Here is a 20657-nt window from a genome sequence, read left to right as displayed (position 1 = left end):
ATATGAGAGATTTTGAATTTCATCTGCCGACAAAAATTTTATTTGGGAAACATGAGATGAACCACTTGGGCCAGGAGATCCGTGAAAACGGAGGAAGCAAGGTTCTCTTAGCCTATGGTGGCGGGTCCATCAAGAAAAATGGAATCTACGACCGGGTTATCCAAGCCCTGGATAAGGCCCAAATTCCCTATGAGGAACTGGGTGGGATCCAGCCCAACCCCAGGGTAGATTCAGCAAGAGAGGGGGTCAAGCTGGTGAAGGAAAAGGGTCTGGATTTCATCCTGGCGGTAGGTGGCGGGTCCACCATTGACTGTGCCAAGCTGATTGCTGCCGGTGCCCTGACCCAAGCTGATCCCTGGGACCTGGTCATTGGCAAAGCCGCCATCGAAAAAGCCCTTCCCCTGGGCACGGTCCTGACCCTTTCTGCAACCGGGTCGGAGATGGACGATTCTTCGGTCATCACCAATGAGGAAACCAGAGAAAAACTGGGTTGGGCTTCCCAATTTGTCCTCCCTCGCTTCTCCTTTATGGACCCTGAATTCACCTATTCGGTCAATGAATGGCACACGGCAGCGGGCACAGCGGATATCATGTCCCACACCATGGAGAACTACTTCTCGGTGAATGATGATGCCTATGTCCAGGACTCCATGGCTGAAGGAATCCTCCGGACCTGCGTGAAATATGGTCCAATCGCCATTCAGGAGCCGGAAAATTATGAAGCCCGGTCCAACCTCATGTGGGCAGGAACCTGGGCCATCAACGGTCTTTTAGATACGGGGAAGACCCAGGCCTGGACCGTCCACCCCATCGAGCACGAGATCTCCGCCCAGTATGACATCACTCACGGAGTTGGTCTGGCCATCGTCACCCCTCGTTGGATGGCCCACCTCCTTTCCGAGGAAACAGCCCCCAAATTGGCCCGCTTCGGCCGCCAGGTTTTCGGCCTTCAAGGCGAAGACGACATGACTCTGGCCAAGGAATCCATCCAAACCCTTTATGACTTCTTCAAGGATGAGTTGGGGATCCCCATGACCCTGAAAGAGCTGGACATCGGAGACGACAAGATCGACCGGATGGCCGATGACACCATCCGTCATAAGAACGGCCCCATCCAAGGCTTTGTCGAGGTCGACAGGGAGGACGTCAAGGATATCCTCCTCCGCTGCCTGGATGAAGGGGTGGAAAGATAAGAGAAAAACAAAATACTGATCTAGATCAGGGCTATGCCGGAATGCGACTTGCTTCTGGCATAGCCCCTTTTCTATTATTCCGAGGACCTTCGTATTGTTCCGATAAAGTGGTATATTAAGGTTAGAAAGGGGGTGAAGTCTCATGGTGATGACGACAAGGGAAGCCGGTGAAAAATGGGGAATTTCTGAAAGACGAGTTAGGACCTTATGTGCGGAAGGAAAGATTCCTGGAGCTTATCAGGAGGGACGGATTTGGAAGATCCCTCTTCAAGCGGAAAAGCCGGCGGATGGAAGGTTTAAGTTGAGGGAGAGCCTCCTTGAGCAAATTGACCGAAAGAAAAAGGAGCTGGATGGAAGACGACCTTTGACGGAGGGGGAAGTAGAACGGTTGAATGAGGAGTTTACCGTTGAATACACTTATAATTCCAATGCCATTGAAGGGAATACGCTGACCCTGCGTGAAACGGATCTCGTTCTGCGTGGCTTGACCATTGACCGGAAGCCTTTGAAGGACCACATGGAAGCGGTAGGTCACAAGGAGGCTTTTGATTATATTCGTGAACTGGTTCAAGAGAAAGCACCCCTGAGCGAGAAGGTCATCAAGCAGGTTCATTTTCTTGTACTTGCCGATAAAAGACAAGATCGGGGAGTCTATCGAAGGCTTCCTGTTCACATTTTGGGGGCCCAACATGAGCCTGTCCAGCCCTTTTTGATTCAGCCAAAGATGGAGGAGCTTCTTGGTGATTATGCAGCCGATCAATCGCATATCGTGACTAAGCTTGCCCGTTTTCATATCGAGTTTGAGAGAATTCATCCATTTATTGATGGGAACGGGCGGACCGGTCGCTTGCTGGTGAATTTAGAGTTGATGAAAGCCGGATATCCGCCGATTGACATCAAATTCAAGGACAGGCTTGCCTATTATCAAGCCTTTGATGACTACCATGTCAAAAAGAGTGCCTCGACCATGGAAAAACTCTTTGCCGGCTATCTCAATGAAAGGCTCGACATGGATTTGAGGATCCGAAAAGTATAGAGGAAGATCATCGCCCATTCATGCTGATAAAAATGATGGTTGATCCTCGCCTCTCTATTCGCATTCCAGGTCTCGATTCGGTATAATATTGAGATAGGTTAGCGGAAAGAAACTGCAGTGAGGTGGGGAAGATGAAGGAAAGAGACGGACAAAAGAAGGGGAGCCGGAAGGATAGTTTTGACTGGCTTTCCTTTCCCGACAAAAATAAAAAACGCATATGGGTTTTTCTACTTCTTCTTGTTTTTGTCTTTTTTGCCCGGTCTTTCTATCGGTCCAACCTTAGCTTTCAGGAGACAAATTATACCGTTACTTCTCCCGATATTCCTAATCCTTTTAATGGCTTTACCATTTGTCAGATTTCCGACCTCCATGGTCACCTTTTTGGGGATCAGGGAGAAAAACTTTTGGAAGCAGTCCAGGAAGGTAAACCGGACATTATTGTCTTAACGGGGGATCTTATCTCCATTTCTGTTGATCAAGTGAAAAAGGAAGATCAGGAAAGAATGGGTAGTTTCTTAAAGGCATTGGGTAAAATTGCCCAGACTTTCTTTATCCCCGGAAACCATGAGCTGGGTATGGAAGAAGTTTCTTCCCATTTTTATCTGAGGGATCTCTTAAAGGAAGCCGGGATTACGGATCTTTCCAATCGGACGCTTCCTCTTCTTCGAGGGGGAAAGAGAATATATCTGTCTGGACTCAAGGAGGGACCCTATTTTTATCGGAATTCCGCCGTCCAAACCCTTCCGGTCCATGAATTCCTTGAAAGGGGAAAGGAAGAGGATTTTCACATTCTTCTTGCCCACAATCCCTTTTACTGGTCGGAATACAAAACCTGGGGAGCCGACCTGACCCTTTCGGGTCACGTTCACGGCGGGGGGATTCGTCTTCCCCTGATTGGTGGTCTTTTCTCCCCGGAAGTGGCATTCTTTCCTAAATATGATCTGGGATGCTATGAAGATTCGCCCTATACCATGGTGGTATCGGCCGGTTTAGGTAATTCAGGCTTGCCCTTTCGGTTATTTAACCCGGAAGAATTGGTATTTATTCACTTGGAATCCAAATCCATCAAATAAGTCCGGGCCGACTATCCGGAAAAGAGGTTCTTATGCATAGTAAAAAAACAAACTTTATTCAGGGACAATTCTGGTCCCTGGTCGTTTTTGCCTTTATCCTCATCATGGCTGTGTTTTCCCTTCTTCCCAAAGGGGGAAAGACTCTCACGGACTACACCTTGGACCAGGGATTGGATCTCCGGGGGAGGGTGACCCTTCCGGGGAAAATAATGGAGGGGGAGGTCAGGAGAAAGGATGGACCCCTGTATGAGGGGAAGCTTTTGGACGGTCACCTCCATGGCCCGGGTAAGGTTACGCTTGAACCGGGCATCGTTTTTGAGGGGGTTTTTGACCAGGGGAGCATACAATCCGGAAAAATAAGGGTGAAGGAGGAGGGGATTTACCTCCTCCAAGAGGACGGGTCTTGGGTGAAACAAGATACCGATAAGAAGTGAGAAAAGGGACGTTGATTTTATGACCAAACGCATTCAGTGGCTGGACTCTCTCCGGGTCTTTGCCTTTGTCCTCGTTGTTATTTACCATCTTAGATCCTCTTTTCTTCCGGCCGGATTTTTCGGGGTGAACCTCTTCTTCGCTCTCTCCGGATTTCTCATTACCGGGAAGTTTCTGGATCGTATCCTTAAAGAGGAAAAAGAATCTTTCTGGACTTTTTTGAAAAAAAGGGGAGGTCGCCTCTTTCCCGGTTTGGTCTTCATGCTCCTGATTACCGGCTTCTTTCTTCTGGTGGCTTCTCCGGATCTTCGAGTGGACTACTCCCGTCAATTCGCCGGGGCCATGGGATTCATGACCAATTGGTATGAGATTCTTTCGGGCGGTTCCTATGAAGCACAATTTATTCCTCATATCTATGTCCATACCTGGACTCTGGCCATTGAGATGCATTTTTACCTTCTTTGGGGCGGAATTCTCTATTTCATTGCCCGAAAAACCGGAGCAGGGATGAGGCAAAGAGAATCCAATCCCGTCAAACATCAAGTTCAAGTCCGTATGGGGGTTTTCATCCTTTCACTGATCTTTTTCTTTTTACCTCACATCCTGATGATTATCGGGTCTATTGTGGGCTGGTCGACCTCATTTCTCTATTTTTCAGACCTGACCCGGATGAGCCCCTTTTTTGCGGGCTCTCTTATGGCCTGCTTGACCGGAATGGAGTCGGTTGCCTATCCTGCCAGGAAGCTGGCTGACAACCTGTCGAAGTCTCTTGCTTGGGCTGTTTTTATTGTCCCCTTGGCTCTTTTAGCTATTCTCTCATTTAACCTCTCCTATGAGGATCCCTCGACCTACCGGTGGGGTTTTCTTCTTGTGGATGTTTTTTGTTTTCTTGCCCTGGGGGGCTGTCGTCTTCTTGACCTTCAGTATGACCGGTGGAAAGAACCTGCTTTGATCCACTATCTTGCTCAATCTTCTTATGGCTTCTATCTCTTCCATTGGCCCATCTATGTGGCTCTTTCCACCACGCCCCTTCCATTGGGCGTAAGCATTTTACTTACTCTCATATTGGCCTCTCTTTTTGCATGGCTGAACTTGTATCTTTGGGAACCCCTACTTCTCGGAAAGAAGATGCCCCGAATCTTTCAGCGAGAAAAAAGAAAGATTACAAATGGAGCTTTCGTTGCCTCTCTTGTCGGACTTATCCTGATTATCGTACAAGGGGTTACTGCACCGCCCCTCCTGTCTTTAGAAAACCAACTTTGGTCCTCTTCCTTGAACCAGGAACTGGACCAGGTGGTCGATGAAGGAGAAAAGGTGAAAGAAATCATTGCCCAGGAGAAGCTGGCAGAACAGCAGAGAAAAGAAGAGGAAGCCATGCTCAAGAAGGCTCGTGCGGAGGGCTTCACCATGGTTGGGGATTCGGTAACCTTGGGCATGAGGAAGGAAATCCTCAAGGCCTTCCCTAAGGCTCAGGTTAACGGAAAAGTTTCCCGTTTCCTCCACCAGGGGCCGGACATCCTCCGGTCCATGGCCAAATCCGGCCACTTAAAAGATATGGTGGTCATAGGATTAGGGAACAATGTCTATCCTTCTTTCAAGAAGACCTGTGCGGAAATTATCGATCTATTGCCTTCCGGCTCCCGGCTTATTTTCATCAGTCCATACCAGAGAGATGCCAACAAGAATTCGGATGTGATCAAATACGCCAATTATCTCCCTCAATTGGAGAAGGATTATCCCTTTGTGACGATTGCCGACTGGAACCGGGCTGCCAAAGACCACCCTGACTTTTTTAAGGGAACAGACGGGGTTCATTTCTATGCCCATAAAGACGGAATTCCCTTGTATATCAACACCTTAAAAGAAGCAATAGCCAAAGCCTATAAGAAACCGGCTAAGTCCTAAGGAGGTAGCGATGTCCTTTGTCGATCTGATCCTGAAGAAAAGAGATGGTCACCCCTTAACAAATGGAGAAATTGCTGATTTTGTGACTGCTGTCAAAGAGAAGACCGTGGCTGACTATCAAATTTCCGCTATGCTCATGGCCATATTCTTTCGGGGAATGAACCCGGAGGAGATCGCCACATTCACCCGGGAGATGGCCCTTTCCGGAGAAAGTTTATCTTTTCCGTCAATCAAGGAGCCCATTGTAGATAAACATTCCTCGGGAGGGGTTGGAGACAAGACTTCCTTAGTGATTTCCCCTATTGTAGCCGCTTGTGGCCTTGCCGTTGCCAAGCTTTCCGGAAGAGGATTGGGGTTTACCGGGGGAACTATCGACAAGCTGGAATCCATACCCGGCTTTCGAACAGAGCTTTCTTCTGAAGAGTTCACCCGCTTTGTGGAAAAAGATGGGATAGCGATCATGGGGCAATCGGCCAAGATCGCTCCGGTGGACAAGATTCTTTATGCCCTCAGGGATGTGACAGGAACTGTGGATTCCATTCCTTTAATTGCCGGATCCATTATGTCCAAGAAACTAGCGGATGGTTCAGATGCTATCGTCCTTGACGTGAAATATGGATCAGGAGCCTTCATGAAGACGACGAATCGGGCAGTAGAACTGGCCAAGGTCATGGTCGGAATAGGGGAGGATAATGGGAAATCCACCCTGGCTTTGGTAACCAATATGGACCAACCCTTGGGTTGTGCAGTGGGAAATAATCTGGAGGTGATTGAGGCGGTTGAAGCTCTTCATGGACGTGGCCCGGAGGATTTTCTTTTGGAGTGCCGGGCAATCGCTTCCGCCATGCTCGAGCTGGGTGGAAAAGCCGCCAGCCCGGAAGAGGCAGGAAAGAAGGTTCAAGAAGTAGTAAAGAGCGGGGCAGCTTTTGACAAATTCCTGGCCATGGTGGAAAACCAGGGAGGGAATGTGGAGTATATAAACAATCCTTCTCATTTCTCCCAAGCTGATCTGATCTTAGATGGTCAGGCGGATAGGGAGGGGTTTGTCGCATCGATCAATACGGAAGAAATTGGGAAGTCTTCCCTTCTTTTGGGAGCGGGTCGTGCTCGCCTGGACGATCCTGTTGATCCTGCTGTAGGTATCAAAGTGTTCAAAAAAATTGGAGATGAGGTTAGAAAAGGTGATCTTCTTTTTACCGTTCATGCGAATGACCGAATGAAAGGGGAAGAAGCGGTGAAAAAAGCCCTTTCGGCCTATAATATTTCAGAGAATCCCGTGGATAGGGTGAACCATCCTGTTTTCTGTCGGGTGAAAAGAGAAGGAAGAGATTATGTTGAAGAAAGAATGTCTTGAAAATTCTTCTTATCGACACCTGATCGATAAGGCCAGGGAAGCCCTTCAGAATTCTTACTCCCCCTACTCTCATTTTAAGGTGGGTGCAGCTATAGAGGATGTAAATGGAAGAATTTGGCAGGGGTGTAATATTGAAAATGCTGCTTTTGGCCCCTCCAACTGTGCAGAAAGGACAGCGATCTTTAAGGCTGTATCAGAAGGGGTGACTTCCTTCCGCAGCTTAGCGGTTGTCGGTCAAATAGAGGGAGAGGAAGAGATCACGGAGGAGGTCACTCCGCCTTGTGGACTTTGCCGTCAGGTTTTAGCAGAATTTTGTCCTCCAGATATGCCGGTTGTATTAGCTAATCGGTCCGGTCAAGTTGAAATCTACCTCTTAGGGGATCTTCTGCCGTTGTCCTTTACCGAAAAAAATCTCGAAAGGTCCTAAACTATTGGAGAAAATCGCGATGAAACAGCGGTCAGGATAGCAGAGAAATTTACCATTTTGAAAAGCAGGAAGACCCTTCTTCTGCTGAAAAAAACTGTGGCGGATAGGTCCGCCACAGTTTTTTGTTTTTCATTCCTGACTATTTCGGACGATTTGGTCGACCTTTAAGGTCAACGCACACTCCATCCTTTTTCGGAAGAGGTCGCAGGAAAAGGGAACGGTACCTTCCAGGCTTCCTGAGGCGTGGTAGGCATTAGCCGCGCATCCGCCTGAGCAGTAGAGCCTTGCCCAGCAATCCTGACATTCCGGTCGGGAATAGGTGTTGCAGGCTTTGAAGTTCCGGATAATCCTTTCTTTTTGGATACCTTCAAAGACATTGCCGATAGTGAATTTATCATCGCCGACAAACTGGTGACAGGGGTAGAGGTCTCCCCATGGGGTGACCGCCATATATTCCGTTCCGGAACCGCAACCGGAAATCCGCTTATAGATACAGGGTCCGCCATCCAGATTCATCATAAAATGGTAGAAGATAAAGGGCCGATCTTTGTCATCCATATCCTCTACGGACCCGCCATTTCGGATCACCTCATCGGCTAACCGGTCCCGTCGGAGCATTTCATCGGTCAGGAGGTCGTATTGGGCCTCCAGGATGGGGAGGTCCTTTTCGGAGAGCATATAGTCTTCCTCAGGATCCCCAATCACCGGCTCCATGGATAAGCGGTGAAAACCGAGGTTGGCCATATGGAGAATATCCTGGTAGAAATCAAGATTCTTCCCCGTATAGGTTCCTCGAATGTAATACTCCTTATCCCCGCGTGATCGGACAAAGTCCTGGAATTTCGGGACGATGGTATCGTAGGATCCCTTCCCATCGATCCGGTGGCGGAGTCGGTCATGGACTTCTTTCCGGCCATCTAAGGAGAGGACAACATTGTGCATATGCCGATTGAGATAGTCGCCTACCTCCTTATCCAGAAGGAGACCATTGGTGGTGAAGGTATAGCGGAAATTTTTCTTATACTTTTTCGCCAGGGAATCGGCATAGGCTACCGTCTCCTTGACCACATCCCAATTGAGCATGGGTTCGCCCCCGAAAAAATCAATATCCAGGTTACGGTGACTTCCGGAATTTTCGACCAGAAAGTCGATCGCTTTCCTGGCTACCTCAAAAGGCATGATGGCCCGCTCCCCATGGTACTTGCCCTGGCTGGCAAAGCAATAGTCGCAGTCCAGGTTGCAAGTATGGGCAACGTTGAGACAGAGGGCCTTGACCTGAGTTTTTCTCTTAGTCAGGTCCATGGAGAGGTCCGCATAGGTATCTTGGCTGAAGAGACTGCCTTCCTCAATCAGGGAACGGATTTCTTCTCTGATTTCCTCGAGCTCCCGATGGGATCGGTCGGGAAACTCCCGGCCTAAGTCCTCAACAAGACCGGTCCAATTCTTATCGGACAAGCCTTCGGTTGGATTGTCCGGAAAGTTCCGGTTGATGGTTTCGATGGCCCGAAAGCTGGGAGGATCAACCAGGTGGACTCCGCCGGAGTAGGTGTCTACAATGATATGGTATCCATGACTGATAAAGGAATGGATCATGGGCATCCTTTCTATCCTGTATTCTTTCCATGAAAAAAGCCACTCCAAAGAGTGGCCAATTCATCACTTGAAATGAAATGGAACTTACTTGGCTTTTTCACAGTCCTGGTTGGCTACGCCGCAGGATGTTTTGCAGGCAGACTGGCAGGAGGTCTGGCATTCGCCGCAACCGCCGTCCTTTTGGCTCTGCTTCAGGTTTCTTGTATGTAGACTTAAAATATGTTTCATGATGGATTCCTTTCCAGGTAAATTGATGAATGACTACGTTTATTGTAGCTTTTTTGCTTTCATTCGTCAATTGATCGGAGGGCCTGAATTTGGCGGGGAAAGAGGCCCCGGTCGGACCGGTAGTCCTGGCCATAGTCTACCCAGTATTTCATGCAGGATAACCAGGCATTTGTGATCTTCTCACCGGGAAGGAGGATGGGGATACCGGGGGGATAGGCCCAAACGGACTCTCCGGCGACTCTACCTTCCGCCTCACTTGTTTTGATGACCTCCATGGGTTGGTCCAAAGCCTGGTCAATTTCCATGACCTTTGGAGGAAGGGGGAAGTTGGGCAGGACCGGGGTGGTTTTTACCGGATGGAGGTCTCGATCCAGGTCAAGAAGGGCTCGGGCAAGGTGGTCCAAATCACCGGACTCATTACCGATCGATGGCATAGCCAGGATGAGGGGACCCAGGGTCATTTCGAATTCAAAACCCAATTTCCTCAAGACCAGGGTGACCTCTTGACCGCTTTCCCGGGTTTTCTGGCAGGAAATGAGTATCTTTAAGGGATCATTGGGGGCCGGAAGATCAACAATCTCCAATAGTTTGAGCTTCCGGGCCTTATCTCGAAAATCCCTGATTTCAATACGAAGACGGTCGAGATCATCCAGTCCCTCCTTTTCCATATAGGTCAGACAGGCATCCATGGAAGCCATTAAAGGATGGGAGGGGGAGGAGGTCTCGAAGATGGAGAGGTTTCGGGCCAGCTCAGCCGGGTCAACCCGGTCACTGCAATGAACTAAGGCAGCCGGGGTCAAGGCAGGCAGGGTCTTGTGGAGGCTCTCCACCACCAAGTCAGCTCCCGCTGCCAGAGCTTCAGGATAGCGTTCATGATCAAGACGGTTGAGGTAGGTTAAATGGGCCCCGTGGGCCTGGTCCACCATAAGAAGAGCCCCATGGTCATGGCAGATCCTGGCCATAGCCTGAAGGTCGGAAATAGCCCCTTCGAAAGTGGGAGAAGTCACCAGAACCAGCTTGACATCCTTCTCCTCTTCCAACCGTCTCTTAAGGAGGTCAGGATCCGGATCGAGGTAGAGGGGGAGGTCAGCTTGGAGTCTGGGGAGGAGGTAGGCCCCTCTTAGGCCCAAAATCTCCAGGCCATGGTAGACCGACCGGTGGGATCCCCGGGAAAGGAGGACCTTATCCCCCCGCCGGGTCAGGGTCCTCATCCCGGAGAGGATGCCGGCAGTGGATCCGGCAATGGAAAAGAAGGAGGCCCGGGCTCCCCGGGATCGGGCCAATTCCTCCTGGGCTTCTTTTAGACGGCCGGAGGGGTGGTGAAGATCGGCCATACCCGCAGTTTCCGTCATATCCAGGGCATAGGGAAGGAGGTTTCCGAATTTCCGGGTGTTTTGCTTGTGACCCGGCATGTGAAAGGGGGTGATCCCGCTGGCTCCGTAGGAACGAATGGCATCTAAAAGATGGTCATAGGTTCGGTCGGGCTTCCACTTTTCCGGTGGAGTGAGGGGGTTCATTGTATCGGAGGGGGTAGAATTTGCCCTCTTTGAAAATGATCTGTCAGTCATTGTTCTTCCTTTCCGTAACACCCATCCGGGAGCGGGTGTCTTGTACAGATTAAGTATAGCTTAGCTTGACGATGAAAATTCAAGAAAAAATCTGTCATAGGTGGTATGATAACTTTATCCATTTTTTTGACTCTTTATTATTCGATGGAAGAAACCCAAGAGAAAGGACGACTATGCGTACATATCGAACCATCTTTCCCTTTCTGAAAAAAAATTATTGGCACTACATTATCGGCATTGTGGTTTTGATGGCGGTGGACTTTGCCAACCTGCTCATCCCGCAAATTTTCCGATCTTTTGCCGACCTCTCGACGACAGGGCAACTTACCGAAGAGAATCTCATGGCCCTGATTCTCCGCCTTCTTTTCATTGGCGGAATCATGGTGGTAGGTCGCTTTATTTGGCGGACACAAATTTTCGGGACGGCTCGACGGATGGATTATTGGCTTCGCGATAAGCTTTTCCAAAAGTATCTCTCCCTCGATACCGATTATTTTAATAAAAATCGAACCGGCGACCTTATGGCCCGGGCAACGAATGACATCTCTGCTGTTCGGGATTCCATGGGTGGAGGGATCATGATGGTCATTGATTCGCTTTTCATGACCATTTTTACGGTGGTTATGATGGTGTCAACAGCGGGGTTGAAAACGACTGCCGTTGCCTTGGTCTCTCTCCCTTTTTTGGTCATCGCGGTTGTCAAGATCATCCGTCCTCTTAACCGACGGTCTCGCATCGTCCAGGACACTTTTGGTGAGCTGACTACGGAGGTCCAGGAAAACCTGTCCGGAATCCGGGTGATTAAAGCTTTTGCCATTGAAGACAATCGGTCTCATTCATTCGAGTCGATCAATGAGAAGTATTCTGACAAGGTCATGGACCTTAACTGGGTGGATGGACTTTTTGATCCTATGATTACCTTAATCTCCGGTTTTTCCTTCTTTGTCTTTATTATTTATGGAGCTAACGGGGTTCTTTCCGGAACGATAACGGTGGGATCCTTTGTCGCCATCATCCAATACCTGGACTTAATTATCTGGCCTTTGATCGCCATGGGCTTGGTCATCTCCCAATTTCAGCGAGGGGTCTCTTCTATGGAAAGGTTGAACGAGATCTTTCGGACTCAAGCCAAGGTTCATGAAAATGAATTTGCTACTAAATTAGATGATCCCAAGGGTAAAGTGGAATTTAAGGATGTATCCTTTCGTTATAACTCTGACTCATCCTGGATCCTGAAAGATGTTTCTTTTACCTTGGAACCGGGCCATTCTTTAGCCATTTTAGGGAGGACGGGATCCGGAAAATCTACCTTAATTAACCTTCTTCTTCGTCGATTTGATGTAACAGAAGGGGAGATCCTGGTGGATGGCGTGGATATACGTAACTTAACCTTTGATTCCCTATATCGGGTTTTCGGGGTGGTTGCTCAGGAATCCTTCCTCTTTTCCCGGCCCATCGATGCCAATATTGCCTTTTCTTCGGAAGAAGTGAATGACGATCATGTCCGCCGTGCGGCTGAATTTGCCCAGGTTGACAAGGATATTGAAGCCATGCCCCAAGGCTACAAATCAATGGTTGGGGAGAGGGGAGTGACCTTGTCCGGCGGCCAGCAGCAGAGGGTATCCATCGCCCGGGCCTACTACAAGAATGCACCTGTCCTAATTATGGATGATTCTCTTTCTGCCGTTGATACGGAAACGGAATCTCGAATTCTTGCTCAACTTTCTCAGCATAAGAAGGGGTTAATCATGGTCTCCCAGAGGATTTCCACAGTTGAAAGTCTGGAAGAGATCATTGTCATTGAAGACGGAAGGATCAGTCAGCGGGGAAAACACACTGATCTTGTCAGCCAAGAGGGCTTCTATAAGGAACTCTACCAGCTCCAGCTCCTGGAGTCTCAAGCTCGTCACTTTGGAGAGGAGGAAACCCATGTCTGAAATGGAAAAGGACATCGAATGGAAAAAAACGGATAGTCATGCGGTCAGACGGCTTTTGGCCTATGCCAAGCCCTATTGGGCATGGTTTCTCCTGGTTTTCGGTCTCATTCTGATCGCAATTGCCATGCGCCTTGTTCAACCTCGAATTATCCAAACCTTCATTGACCAGGATCTTTCCATCCTTGCCAGTGCAGGGGCTGATGATTCGGCGAAAGAACTGGCCATGGACGGAGCAATTAAAAAAGCTCTTATTTACCTGGCCATGGTCCTGGGCATGTTCGTGATTAACTATCTTGGCTTTATTCTCACCCAAAAAACAGGTCAGCGGATTATCCGTAAAATTCGATCGGACATCTATAATCACATACTCGGTTTGTCTATGAAGTTTTTTGATGACCATGCTATCGGATCTCTGGTTACTCGAGCGACCAATGATCCCGAAGCCATCAATGAGATGTTTACCTATGTTCTCGTTTCTCTCTTTCAGTCCATCTTTACCTTTATCGGGATCGTCATCATCATGTATTCTATGGACGTCCGACTGGCGACCTTTGTCGTTCTCCTGACCCCCTTTATTGTAGCCATTTCTGTCATTTTTCGGCGGAAGATCCGGGTAATTTATAAAAAGGAAAGGGAAGTCCTTTCTCTCCTCAATACAAAATTATCCGAAAACTTATCCGGTATTTTTGAGATCCAAACCTTTAGCGAAGAAGAAGGAATCTACCGGGAATTCGACCGGATTAACCAAAAATATTATCAGCTGGGCCGGACGGAGATTCTGGGCTTTGCTATCTATCGGCCGGCGATTGAAGTTGTCCGGACAACGGGATTAGCACTCCTCCTTTGGTTCGGTGGCCTGGCTCAGATGAAGGGGCTGATTACCTTTGGCCTGGTTTATGCCTTCATTGATTATATCCAGCAATTCTTCCGGCCTATCTTAGAGATGGCCATGACCTTTAACGTCATCCAATATGCCATGACATCAGCCAACCGGGTTTTCCATCTTCTGGACCAGACGGTCGATATCCAATCAGGGGACAGGCCTCTTCCTCAGGATTCCGTCCGGGGAGCCATTGAATTTGACCACGTTTGGTTCCGTTATGATGAAGAAGGAGAGTGGATCCTCAAGGATGTATCTTTTGCGGTCGAGCCCGGCCAGTTTGTCGCCTTTGTCGGTGCAACAGGAGCCGGGAAATCCACGATCATGAGTTTAATTTCCCGCTTTTATGATGTCCAGAAGGGAAAAATTCTCTTGGATGGGGTGGATGTTAAAGAATATAAGCTGACTGACCTCCGCCGGGCTGTGGGCTTGGTCCAACAGGATGTTTTCCTCTTTACCGGAGACATTTTAGGGAACATCCGTGTCGGCAGGCAAAGCGTAGATCGGGAGGCAGCCTACGAAGCAGCTAAGCTGGTTCGTGCGGATGAATTTATTAAGAAACTGCCCAAATCTTATGATGAGCCGGTTACTGAGCGGGGATCCACCTTGTCCGCCGGCCAGCGTCAGCTCCTTTCTTTCGCCCGCACCGTTGCTGACCGCCCCTCTGTCCTCATCCTCGATGAAGCCACTTCCAATATTGATACGGAGACGGAAACCCTGATCCAGGAAGCCATCCAAAACATGGCCACCAACCGAACCATGTTGGCTGTGGCCCACCGAATTTCCACCATAGCCGGTGCGGATAAGATTATCGTCATGCACCATGGAGAAATTGCCGAAGAAGGCACCAGGGAGGAACTGATCGAGAAAAATGGTCTTTTCCGGGTACTCTATGACCTTCAATATGCGGAAAGGGTGTAAGAAAAAGCCGAGATTCATGTATAATATAGGCAATGAGTGATGACTTTGAGGAGGAGGGACTTACTATGGCAAACGATGGACAAGGTCGAATTCACCAGTCTTCTCGAAAATTGAGAAATCTTTCTTATCAGGCAGCCTTTCAGCACTGTCACCAGGAAGCCTTAGCTGAGGAGGCTGCCCAACATACGCTTAACCAAGTTAAGCAACTTGGTTCATGGTTTTCATCACAAACTCCCTTGGACCAAAATGGTTTTATCGGTTTGATTTCCACCTATTATGTACTCAAAGACAAATCGATCGAGGAAAAGACGGATGACGGTGAGAAAATAGACCGGGAAGAGGTTGAAAAGGCCAATCCGGACAATCTTATCTCCACTTACCAAGCTGCCCTGAGGGATATGCCGGTAAGGGAAAGAGCTCTTTTCCTATTAGCCGTTCACTTCCGCCTGTCGGACGAAGAAATTGCTAAAGTCCTCTCACAGTCTACCGGACAAATCAGTCGTGAAATTGAGAGGATCTCCGAACAGCTTTCAAATCGAGTTCGAGACGATGAAATAGAGCCCAACCTTCGTCGCAAGTCCATGCAGCAGGCCTGTGCCTTCCAGGTGAAGACCTTGGTAGACCGTCTGGAGGCCTTCGCTTCTTTGAATGACCACACTTTCTCTTCAGATGCGGCCCCGGGACCCCAGGCACCGGTTTACCGTCCCGTAGACCGACCGGTTTCCGGCCAGGACCGCCCTCAAAGGGGGGAAAAGGCGAGAGGGGATTCTTCGGCCAACGGGACCTTCCCGCCCAAGGCCAAGTCCGCCTCCTCTTCCCGGTCCAAGGACCATACCAAGGTGGCCACCAAGTCCGCCTACTACATTTCCGGTATCCTTGCCATCCTTGTCCTCCTGGTCTTAGCCCGTTTCACCATATTAAAGCCCAAGGACCAGGGTAGATTGGCTTCTTCAGACCAAAGCTCCACCAGTGAAGAAGTGGTCCAATCCTCCTCCGAGGAGGCACCGGTCACTAGGGAAACCCGTTCCGTCCCCAGCCGCTACTATGGAGCCTACAACAACACCATCCTCTTCGTCGATCCTGAAGATAACACGGTTTTCGAATATCCCAAGGGGGGAGAAGTCAAGAAGATCCTCAACATTGATGAGGCGGCTTCCCAGCATGGCGGAATCCACCACATCGGGAAGGTGGATGACACCATCTACCTGGCCTTTATGGATGGAAAAGCCGGCCATATTTCCGGAGAACCGGCAGAATTAACCCTGGAGCCCTATTGGCAGAAAGCCTGGTTTGAAGGACAGCTTGAGGGCCAGCCCCAGCTGGATGAGCCCTTGATTTACGATGGGGTGGCCTATCAGTTTGAAGATAAAGAGGACTAGTTCTCCTTAATCCAAGAGTTTTCATATAAACACCTGACCACCCCCGTCCTTCTTTGGGCGGGAGGTGGCTTTTTTGTAAGGGTTGTTCACCTTAATGGAGTAATCATTATGAAAATAGATAGTGGGTTGCTAACAGATTTTATTATTTCCATTCCATTTTTGGTCTATTTCCTTCATCAGATACGCTCTAAATCGAAGTACTATATTTTCAAGTGTGCTGTTATAACTCTTTTGTGTTTTTATACCATTCTACTCGTGAAATACGCCGTTTTTCCGATTTATATCAGCGGATCCATTAAGGAAATGATGCAGGAAGAATTATCATTCTCAGAAAGTCTAGCTGAGAATATAAGTTTAATACCGTTTATTAGGGGTTGGTATCCTAAAGATTTTATATTAAATATTATCATGACCCTACCATTAGGTGTTTTATTACCCTGCCTCATTAAAGGGATGACGAAGATATCAATGACAATAGTTGGCTTAGGGGTTGGTATAACTATTGAACTGGTTCAGTTTTTGATATTCCTATTTCAGGGTTTCACATTTAGAGACATCAATATCAACGATAGTCTTGCCAATGCAATTGGAGTGATTATCGGATTTGTCATTTATACTTTCGCAGTCAGAATATTCATAGAGGAAACAAAAAGCACGAAAATAAAGACTTTGCGCATGTTCAGAAGTTTTTTAATTGATCAAGGTCAATATATGGATTGATCGACCATGTAAAAATGACTTGAAAGGAAAGTATAAATAGTGTAAACTATACAAGTCTGAATTATCCATGCGGTAGTAGCTCAGTTGGTAGAGCATCAGCTTCCCAAGCTGGGGGTCGCGAGTTCGAGCCTCGTCTACCGCTCTGTGCTATGGCGAAGTAGCCAAGTGGTAAGGCAAAGGTCTGCAACACCTCTACCACCGGTTCGAATCCGGTCTTCGCCTTTATCAGGACCTGTGAAGAAACTTCACAGGTCTTTTTTTATGCTTTTGGGCCATAGAAGCCGTCGGCATGCCCTTCTTCCTATGGGCCAACTTTTTTTTTGAAGGCGGCTTTGATATAATTTAGCCATCGATTGGGAGGAAAACTTTTTATTGAAAAAGGCGATCTGTCGCCTTTTCCTAGATGGGAGATGAGTATGGATATTATTCAACCGAGTATTCTTTCCGGCTTCATGGAGCTTCTTCCGGAGGACCAGGTCCGCTTCAACCGGATGAAGGCCATTGTCGAGAAGAACTTTCAGGCCTTCGGCTTTTGGCCCCTGGACACCCCGGCCATTGAAAAGACGGAGATTCTCTTTTCCAAGGGCGGGGGAGAGACCGCCAAGCAGGTCTTCCGCATTGAAAGGGATGACCACTCCCAGGACCAGGCCCTCCGTTTTGACCTTACTGTCCCCCTGGCCCGGTATGTGGCCCAACACAATGCGGACTTAGCCTTCCCCTTCCGCCGCTATCAAATTTCCAAGGTTTGGCGGGGAGAGCGGTCTCAGAAGGGTCGCTATCGGGAGTTCTACCAGGCTGACATCGACATCATCGGCCGCCAGTCCCTTTCCCTCTGGAACGATGCTGAAGTTCCAGCGGTCATCTACAATATTTTCAGGGATATGGGCTTGACCCAGGCCTGCTTCCACATCAACAACCGTAGGCTCTTAAATGGCTTCTTCCTCTCTATTGGGGTGGAGGACCTGGAGGAGACCCTCCGGGCCGTGGATAAGCTGGGCAAGATTGGGAAAGAGGGGGTTCAGGAGATCCTGGAGGATTTGGGACAGACCTCGGATCAGATCGAACGGATCTTCCACTTCATCGAGGATGCCGGGTCCAACGAAAAGACTATCGACAAGCTTCGGGCCATGAACGAATCCGGTGAAATGAAGGAGGAGTTCAGCCGGGGCTTTGAGGACTTCGTCGAAGTCTACGACCACATGCAGGCCCTGGGGATCCCCACAGACAACATTAAAATCGACCTCTCCATAACCCGGGGGCTGGATTATTATACGGGCATGGTCTATGAGACCTTTATTAAGGGCCATGAATCCATCGGCTCAGTATGCTCCGGAGGGCGCTACGACAACCTTTCTTCCAACTTCTCCAATGAGAACTTCCCGGGGGTGGGCATATCGATCGGCTTGACCCGGCTCTTCTACCAGCTTAGCCAGGCCAACCTGGTGAACTGGGGAGAGGATCAATTCATCCGGGCCCTCATCCTTCCCATGTCGGAAGAAGACGGAGATTTTGCCGTCTCGGTCCTAAATCAACTTCGGGCGGAAGGGGTGACCTGCCAGCTCTATACGGAGACCGGGAAGATGAAGAAAAAATTCTCCTATGCGGATAAGCTGGGTGCCGGCTATGCCATCATTATTGGCGAAGCGGAGAGGGAATCCGGAAAGATCTCCATGAAAAACCTGACGACCGGGGACCAATCCACCTACAGCATTGAAGATGCCGTCCGGCTTTTAGCGGATCTGGACCAGGCTTAGGAGCGGTCAGGAAAGATTCATTTCAAGAAATCTTGTCAAGCTTTGGTCAAATGAGTATAATAGCAATATCTGAATATGGTGAGTTGACGAGAAGAGTAAGCACCAGGAGCGGAAAAACAGAGAGATGGGCCAAGGCTGAGAGTCCTATCCAAAGTTCGGTGTCTGAAGACCACCTCTGATCACCGCTGGAATGAAGAATAAAGTAGGGTGGAACCACGATGACGATCGTCCCTATACGACCGTCATCGTGTTTTTTTATGGACTGAATGGCTCCCCGACCCATCTAGTCCCCTTACCGATGAATCGGGAATTTTCGGAAAGGAAGCGCCATGAAAATTATTTGTAAGGATGGATCAGAATTAGAACTGAAGGAAGGGGCTTCGGCTCTGGATGGAGCCAAGGCCATTTCCGAGGGACTTGCCCGAAATGCCCTGGGGGCGAAAATCAATGGGGAAGATGCCGATATCCGCGACGTCTTGTCGGATGGAGACCGGCTGGAAATTGCCACTTTTGACGATGACCTGGGCAAGCACGCCTTCCGCCATTCTTCCTCCCACCTCCTGGCCCAAGCGGTTACCCGCCTCTATCCCAAGGCACAATTTGCCATTGGACCGGCCATTAAAGACGGCTTTTATTATGACATCGACTTCGGCGAGGATGTCTTGACGGAAGAGGACCTGGCCAAGATTGAAGAAGAAATGCAGAAGATTGTCCGGGAAAAATTGGACATCGTCCGCTTCTCCAAACCCCGCCAAGAAGCGATCGACTATTGGAAAGAACATAACCAGCCCTACAAGGTTGAGCTGATTGAAGACCTGCCGGAGGAGGAAGAAGTTTCCTTCTACCAGCAGGGGGACTTTGTTGACCTCTGTGCCGGACCTCATATCCAAAACACCGGAGAAATTAAGGCATTCAAGCTGACTTCGCTTGCCGGTGCCTATTGGCGGGGAGACGAACACAACAAGATGCTGACTCGGATTTACGGGATCTCCTTCCCTAAGAAGAAGCTCCTTGATGAATACCTGGAACGCCTGGAAGAAGCGAAAAAACGTGACCACCGGAAGATCGGTAAGGAAATGAACCTCTTTACTTTCATGGAAGAGGGCCCCGGCTTCCCCTTCTTCCTTCCCAACGGCATGGTCATTAAAAATGAGCTGATTGACTACTGGAGAGAGATCCATAGAAAAGCGGATTACCTGGAAATCTCCACCCCCCAGATCCTCAACCGCAAGCTCTGGGAGACTTCGGGTCACTGGGACCACTACCGGGAGAATATGTATACCACCAAGATTGATGGGGAAGACTACGCCATCAAACCCATGAACTGCCCGGGTTCCGTCCTGGTTTACAACGCCCAGCCTCACTCCTACCGTGACCTACCCCTTCGCTTGGCGGAGTTGGGCAACGTCTACCGCCATGAGCTTTCCGGTGCCCTCCATGGCCTCTTCCGGGTCCGGAACTTCACCCAGGACGATGCCCATATCTTCCTGGCTATGGATCAGATTGAAGATGAGGTCAAGCGGATTTGCGACCTGATCGATATGGTCTACAAAAAGATGGGATTCAAGTACACCATCGAGCTTTCCACTCGTCCGGAGGATTCCATGGGAACCGATGAGGAGTGGGAAGGAGCCACCAACGCTCTGAAGGGGGCCCTGGAACACATGGGCAAGGAATATACCATCAACGAGGGCGATGGCGCCTTCTACGGTCCTAAAATCGACTTCCAGTTGGAAGATACCATCGGAAGAACCTGGCAGTGTGGAACGGTTCAGTTGGACTTCCAGCTTCCCCAGCGTTTTGAAGCCGAATATATCGGTCAGGACGGTGAAAAACACCGCCCCGTCCTCATTCACAGAGTTGTCCTTGGCTCTATTGAACGCTTCATCGGAATCCTGGTTGAAGAATATGCGGGCAACTTCCCCCTTTGGCTGGCCCCGGTTCAAGTGGAGCTGATTCCCGTCAACAATAAGGCCCACGGCGACTATGCCAAGAAGATGAAAGAAGAGCTTGAGGCCGTCGGCGGCCGGGTCAACCTGGACCTTCGTGAAGAGACTCTGGGAAAGAAGATTCGCGATGCCCAGCTGGCCAAGACCTCCTTCCAGATCGTGGTGGGGGATGAGGAGGTGAAAAACAAGACCGTCTCCATCCGCCGTCATGGGGAGAAAGACAGCGAAACCATTCCCTTTGAAGAATTCAAGGCCTGGCTCAAAGAGCAAATTGAGACTCGGGCTTAGTTTTCAAACTCGGGTTAGTT

16 protein-coding genes and 2 tRNA genes are annotated in these 20657 nt (G+C 49.2%); 15 read left to right on the top strand and 3 right to left on the bottom strand.

The genetic code is table 11. The annotated features are described in order from the left end of the window. Nucleotides 1–2 precede the first annotated feature (2 nt). From BN2373_RS07475 to cdd, 7 genes are all read left to right on the top strand, one after another. A complete protein-coding gene (locus tag BN2373_RS07475; RefSeq protein WP_053943450.1) occupies nucleotides 3–1193 on the top strand; it encodes an iron-containing alcohol dehydrogenase in 1191 nt (396 codons plus the stop codon). A 142-nt stretch (nucleotides 1194–1335) separates the two neighbouring features. Beyond that, complete coding sequence (locus tag BN2373_RS07470; protein WP_053943449.1) at nucleotides 1336–2229, top strand: Fic family protein; 894 nt, start codon at nucleotides 1336–1338, stop codon at nucleotides 2227–2229. A 131-nt stretch (nucleotides 2230–2360) separates the two neighbouring features. Further along, complete coding sequence (locus BN2373_RS07465; RefSeq protein WP_053943448.1) at nucleotides 2361–3302, top strand: metallophosphoesterase; 942 nt, start codon at nucleotides 2361–2363, stop codon at nucleotides 3300–3302. A gap of 32 nt (nucleotides 3303–3334) precedes the next feature. After that, nucleotides 3335–3736, top strand: a complete 402-nt coding sequence (locus BN2373_RS07460) for a hypothetical protein (RefSeq protein ID WP_053943447.1) — start codon at nucleotides 3335–3337, stop codon at nucleotides 3734–3736. A 19-nt stretch (nucleotides 3737–3755) separates the two neighbouring features. Then, on the top strand, nucleotides 3756–5639 hold the full coding sequence (locus BN2373_RS07455) for an acyltransferase family protein (RefSeq protein ID WP_053943446.1): 1884 nt from the start codon (nucleotides 3756–3758) through the stop codon (nucleotides 5637–5639). 10 nt (nucleotides 5640–5649) lie between these two features. Beyond that, nucleotides 5650–6993 carry a thymidine phosphorylase gene (locus BN2373_RS07450; protein WP_053943445.1) on the top strand — a complete coding sequence of 448 codons (1344 nt, stop codon included), beginning with the start codon at nucleotides 5650–5652 and terminating at the stop codon, nucleotides 6991–6993. Next, nucleotides 6971–7420: a cytidine deaminase gene (cdd, locus tag BN2373_RS07445; protein WP_053943444.1), complete on the top strand. Its 450-nt coding sequence runs from the start codon at nucleotides 6971–6973 to the stop codon at nucleotides 7418–7420. Before BN2373_RS07450 ends, cdd begins: the two co-directional genes overlap by 23 nt. A gap of 129 nt (nucleotides 7421–7549) precedes the next feature. Here cdd and scfB read toward each other — a convergent pair whose 3' ends face one another. From scfB to BN2373_RS07435, 3 genes are all read right to left on the bottom strand, one after another. Further along, nucleotides 7550–9013, bottom strand: coding sequence for a thioether cross-link-forming SCIFF peptide maturase (gene scfB / locus BN2373_RS07440; RefSeq protein WP_053943443.1), 1464 nt, complete (start codon nucleotides 9011–9013; stop codon nucleotides 7550–7552). 84 nt (nucleotides 9014–9097) lie between these two features. Continuing rightward, the gene (gene scfA / locus BN2373_RS07725) at nucleotides 9098–9241 is read right to left on the bottom strand and encodes a six-cysteine ranthipeptide SCIFF (RefSeq protein ID WP_074017986.1); all 144 of its coding nucleotides are present in this window, start codon (nucleotides 9239–9241) and stop codon (nucleotides 9098–9100) included. Nucleotides 9242–9300: 59 nt separating this feature from the next. Further along, nucleotides 9301–10809 (bottom strand): aminotransferase class I/II-fold pyridoxal phosphate-dependent enzyme, encoded by a 1509-nt coding sequence (locus tag BN2373_RS07435; protein ID WP_053943442.1) that lies wholly within the window; start codon nucleotides 10807–10809, stop codon nucleotides 9301–9303. Nucleotides 10810–10982: 173 nt separating this feature from the next. On the opposite strand from BN2373_RS07435, the gene BN2373_RS07430 reads away from it, so the two are divergent. The 8 genes from BN2373_RS07430 (at nucleotide 10983) to thrS (ending at nucleotide 20637) form a co-directional block, all read left to right on the top strand. Then, nucleotides 10983–12746, top strand: coding sequence for an ABC transporter ATP-binding protein (locus tag BN2373_RS07430; protein ID WP_053943441.1), 1764 nt, complete (start codon nucleotides 10983–10985; stop codon nucleotides 12744–12746). Continuing rightward, nucleotides 12739–14547: an ABC transporter ATP-binding protein gene (locus BN2373_RS07425; protein ID WP_053943440.1), complete on the top strand. Its 1809-nt coding sequence runs from the start codon at nucleotides 12739–12741 to the stop codon at nucleotides 14545–14547. Before BN2373_RS07430 ends, BN2373_RS07425 begins: the two co-directional genes overlap by 8 nt. A gap of 65 nt (nucleotides 14548–14612) precedes the next feature. Continuing rightward, entirely contained in the window at nucleotides 14613–15926 is a 1314-nt protein-coding gene (locus BN2373_RS07420) for an RNA polymerase sigma factor (protein WP_053943439.1), read from the top strand. A gap of 108 nt (nucleotides 15927–16034) precedes the next feature. Further along, complete coding sequence (locus BN2373_RS07415) at nucleotides 16035–16646, top strand: VanZ family protein (protein WP_053943438.1); 612 nt, start codon at nucleotides 16035–16037, stop codon at nucleotides 16644–16646. A 69-nt stretch (nucleotides 16647–16715) separates the two neighbouring features. Continuing rightward, nucleotides 16716–16788, top strand: a tRNA-Gly gene (locus tag BN2373_RS07410). Between the two features lie 9 nt (nucleotides 16789–16797). After that, a tRNA-Cys gene (locus BN2373_RS07405) sits at nucleotides 16798–16868 on the top strand. A 194-nt stretch (nucleotides 16869–17062) separates the two neighbouring features. Then, nucleotides 17063–18400 (top strand): histidine--tRNA ligase, encoded by a 1338-nt coding sequence (hisS, locus tag BN2373_RS07400; RefSeq protein WP_053943437.1) that lies wholly within the window; start codon nucleotides 17063–17065, stop codon nucleotides 18398–18400. A 329-nt stretch (nucleotides 18401–18729) separates the two neighbouring features. Further along, nucleotides 18730–20637 carry a threonine--tRNA ligase gene (gene thrS, locus BN2373_RS07390; RefSeq protein WP_053943435.1) on the top strand — a complete coding sequence of 636 codons (1908 nt, stop codon included), beginning with the start codon at nucleotides 18730–18732 and terminating at the stop codon, nucleotides 20635–20637. The last annotated feature ends 20 nt before the right edge of the window (nucleotides 20638–20657 follow it).

It is taken from the genome of Kallipyga gabonensis (assembly GCF_001286805.1).
GTDB lineage: Bacteria > Bacillota > Clostridia > Tissierellales > Peptoniphilaceae > Kallipyga > Kallipyga gabonensis.
This window is presented reverse-complemented; position numbering and strand designations above follow the sequence as displayed.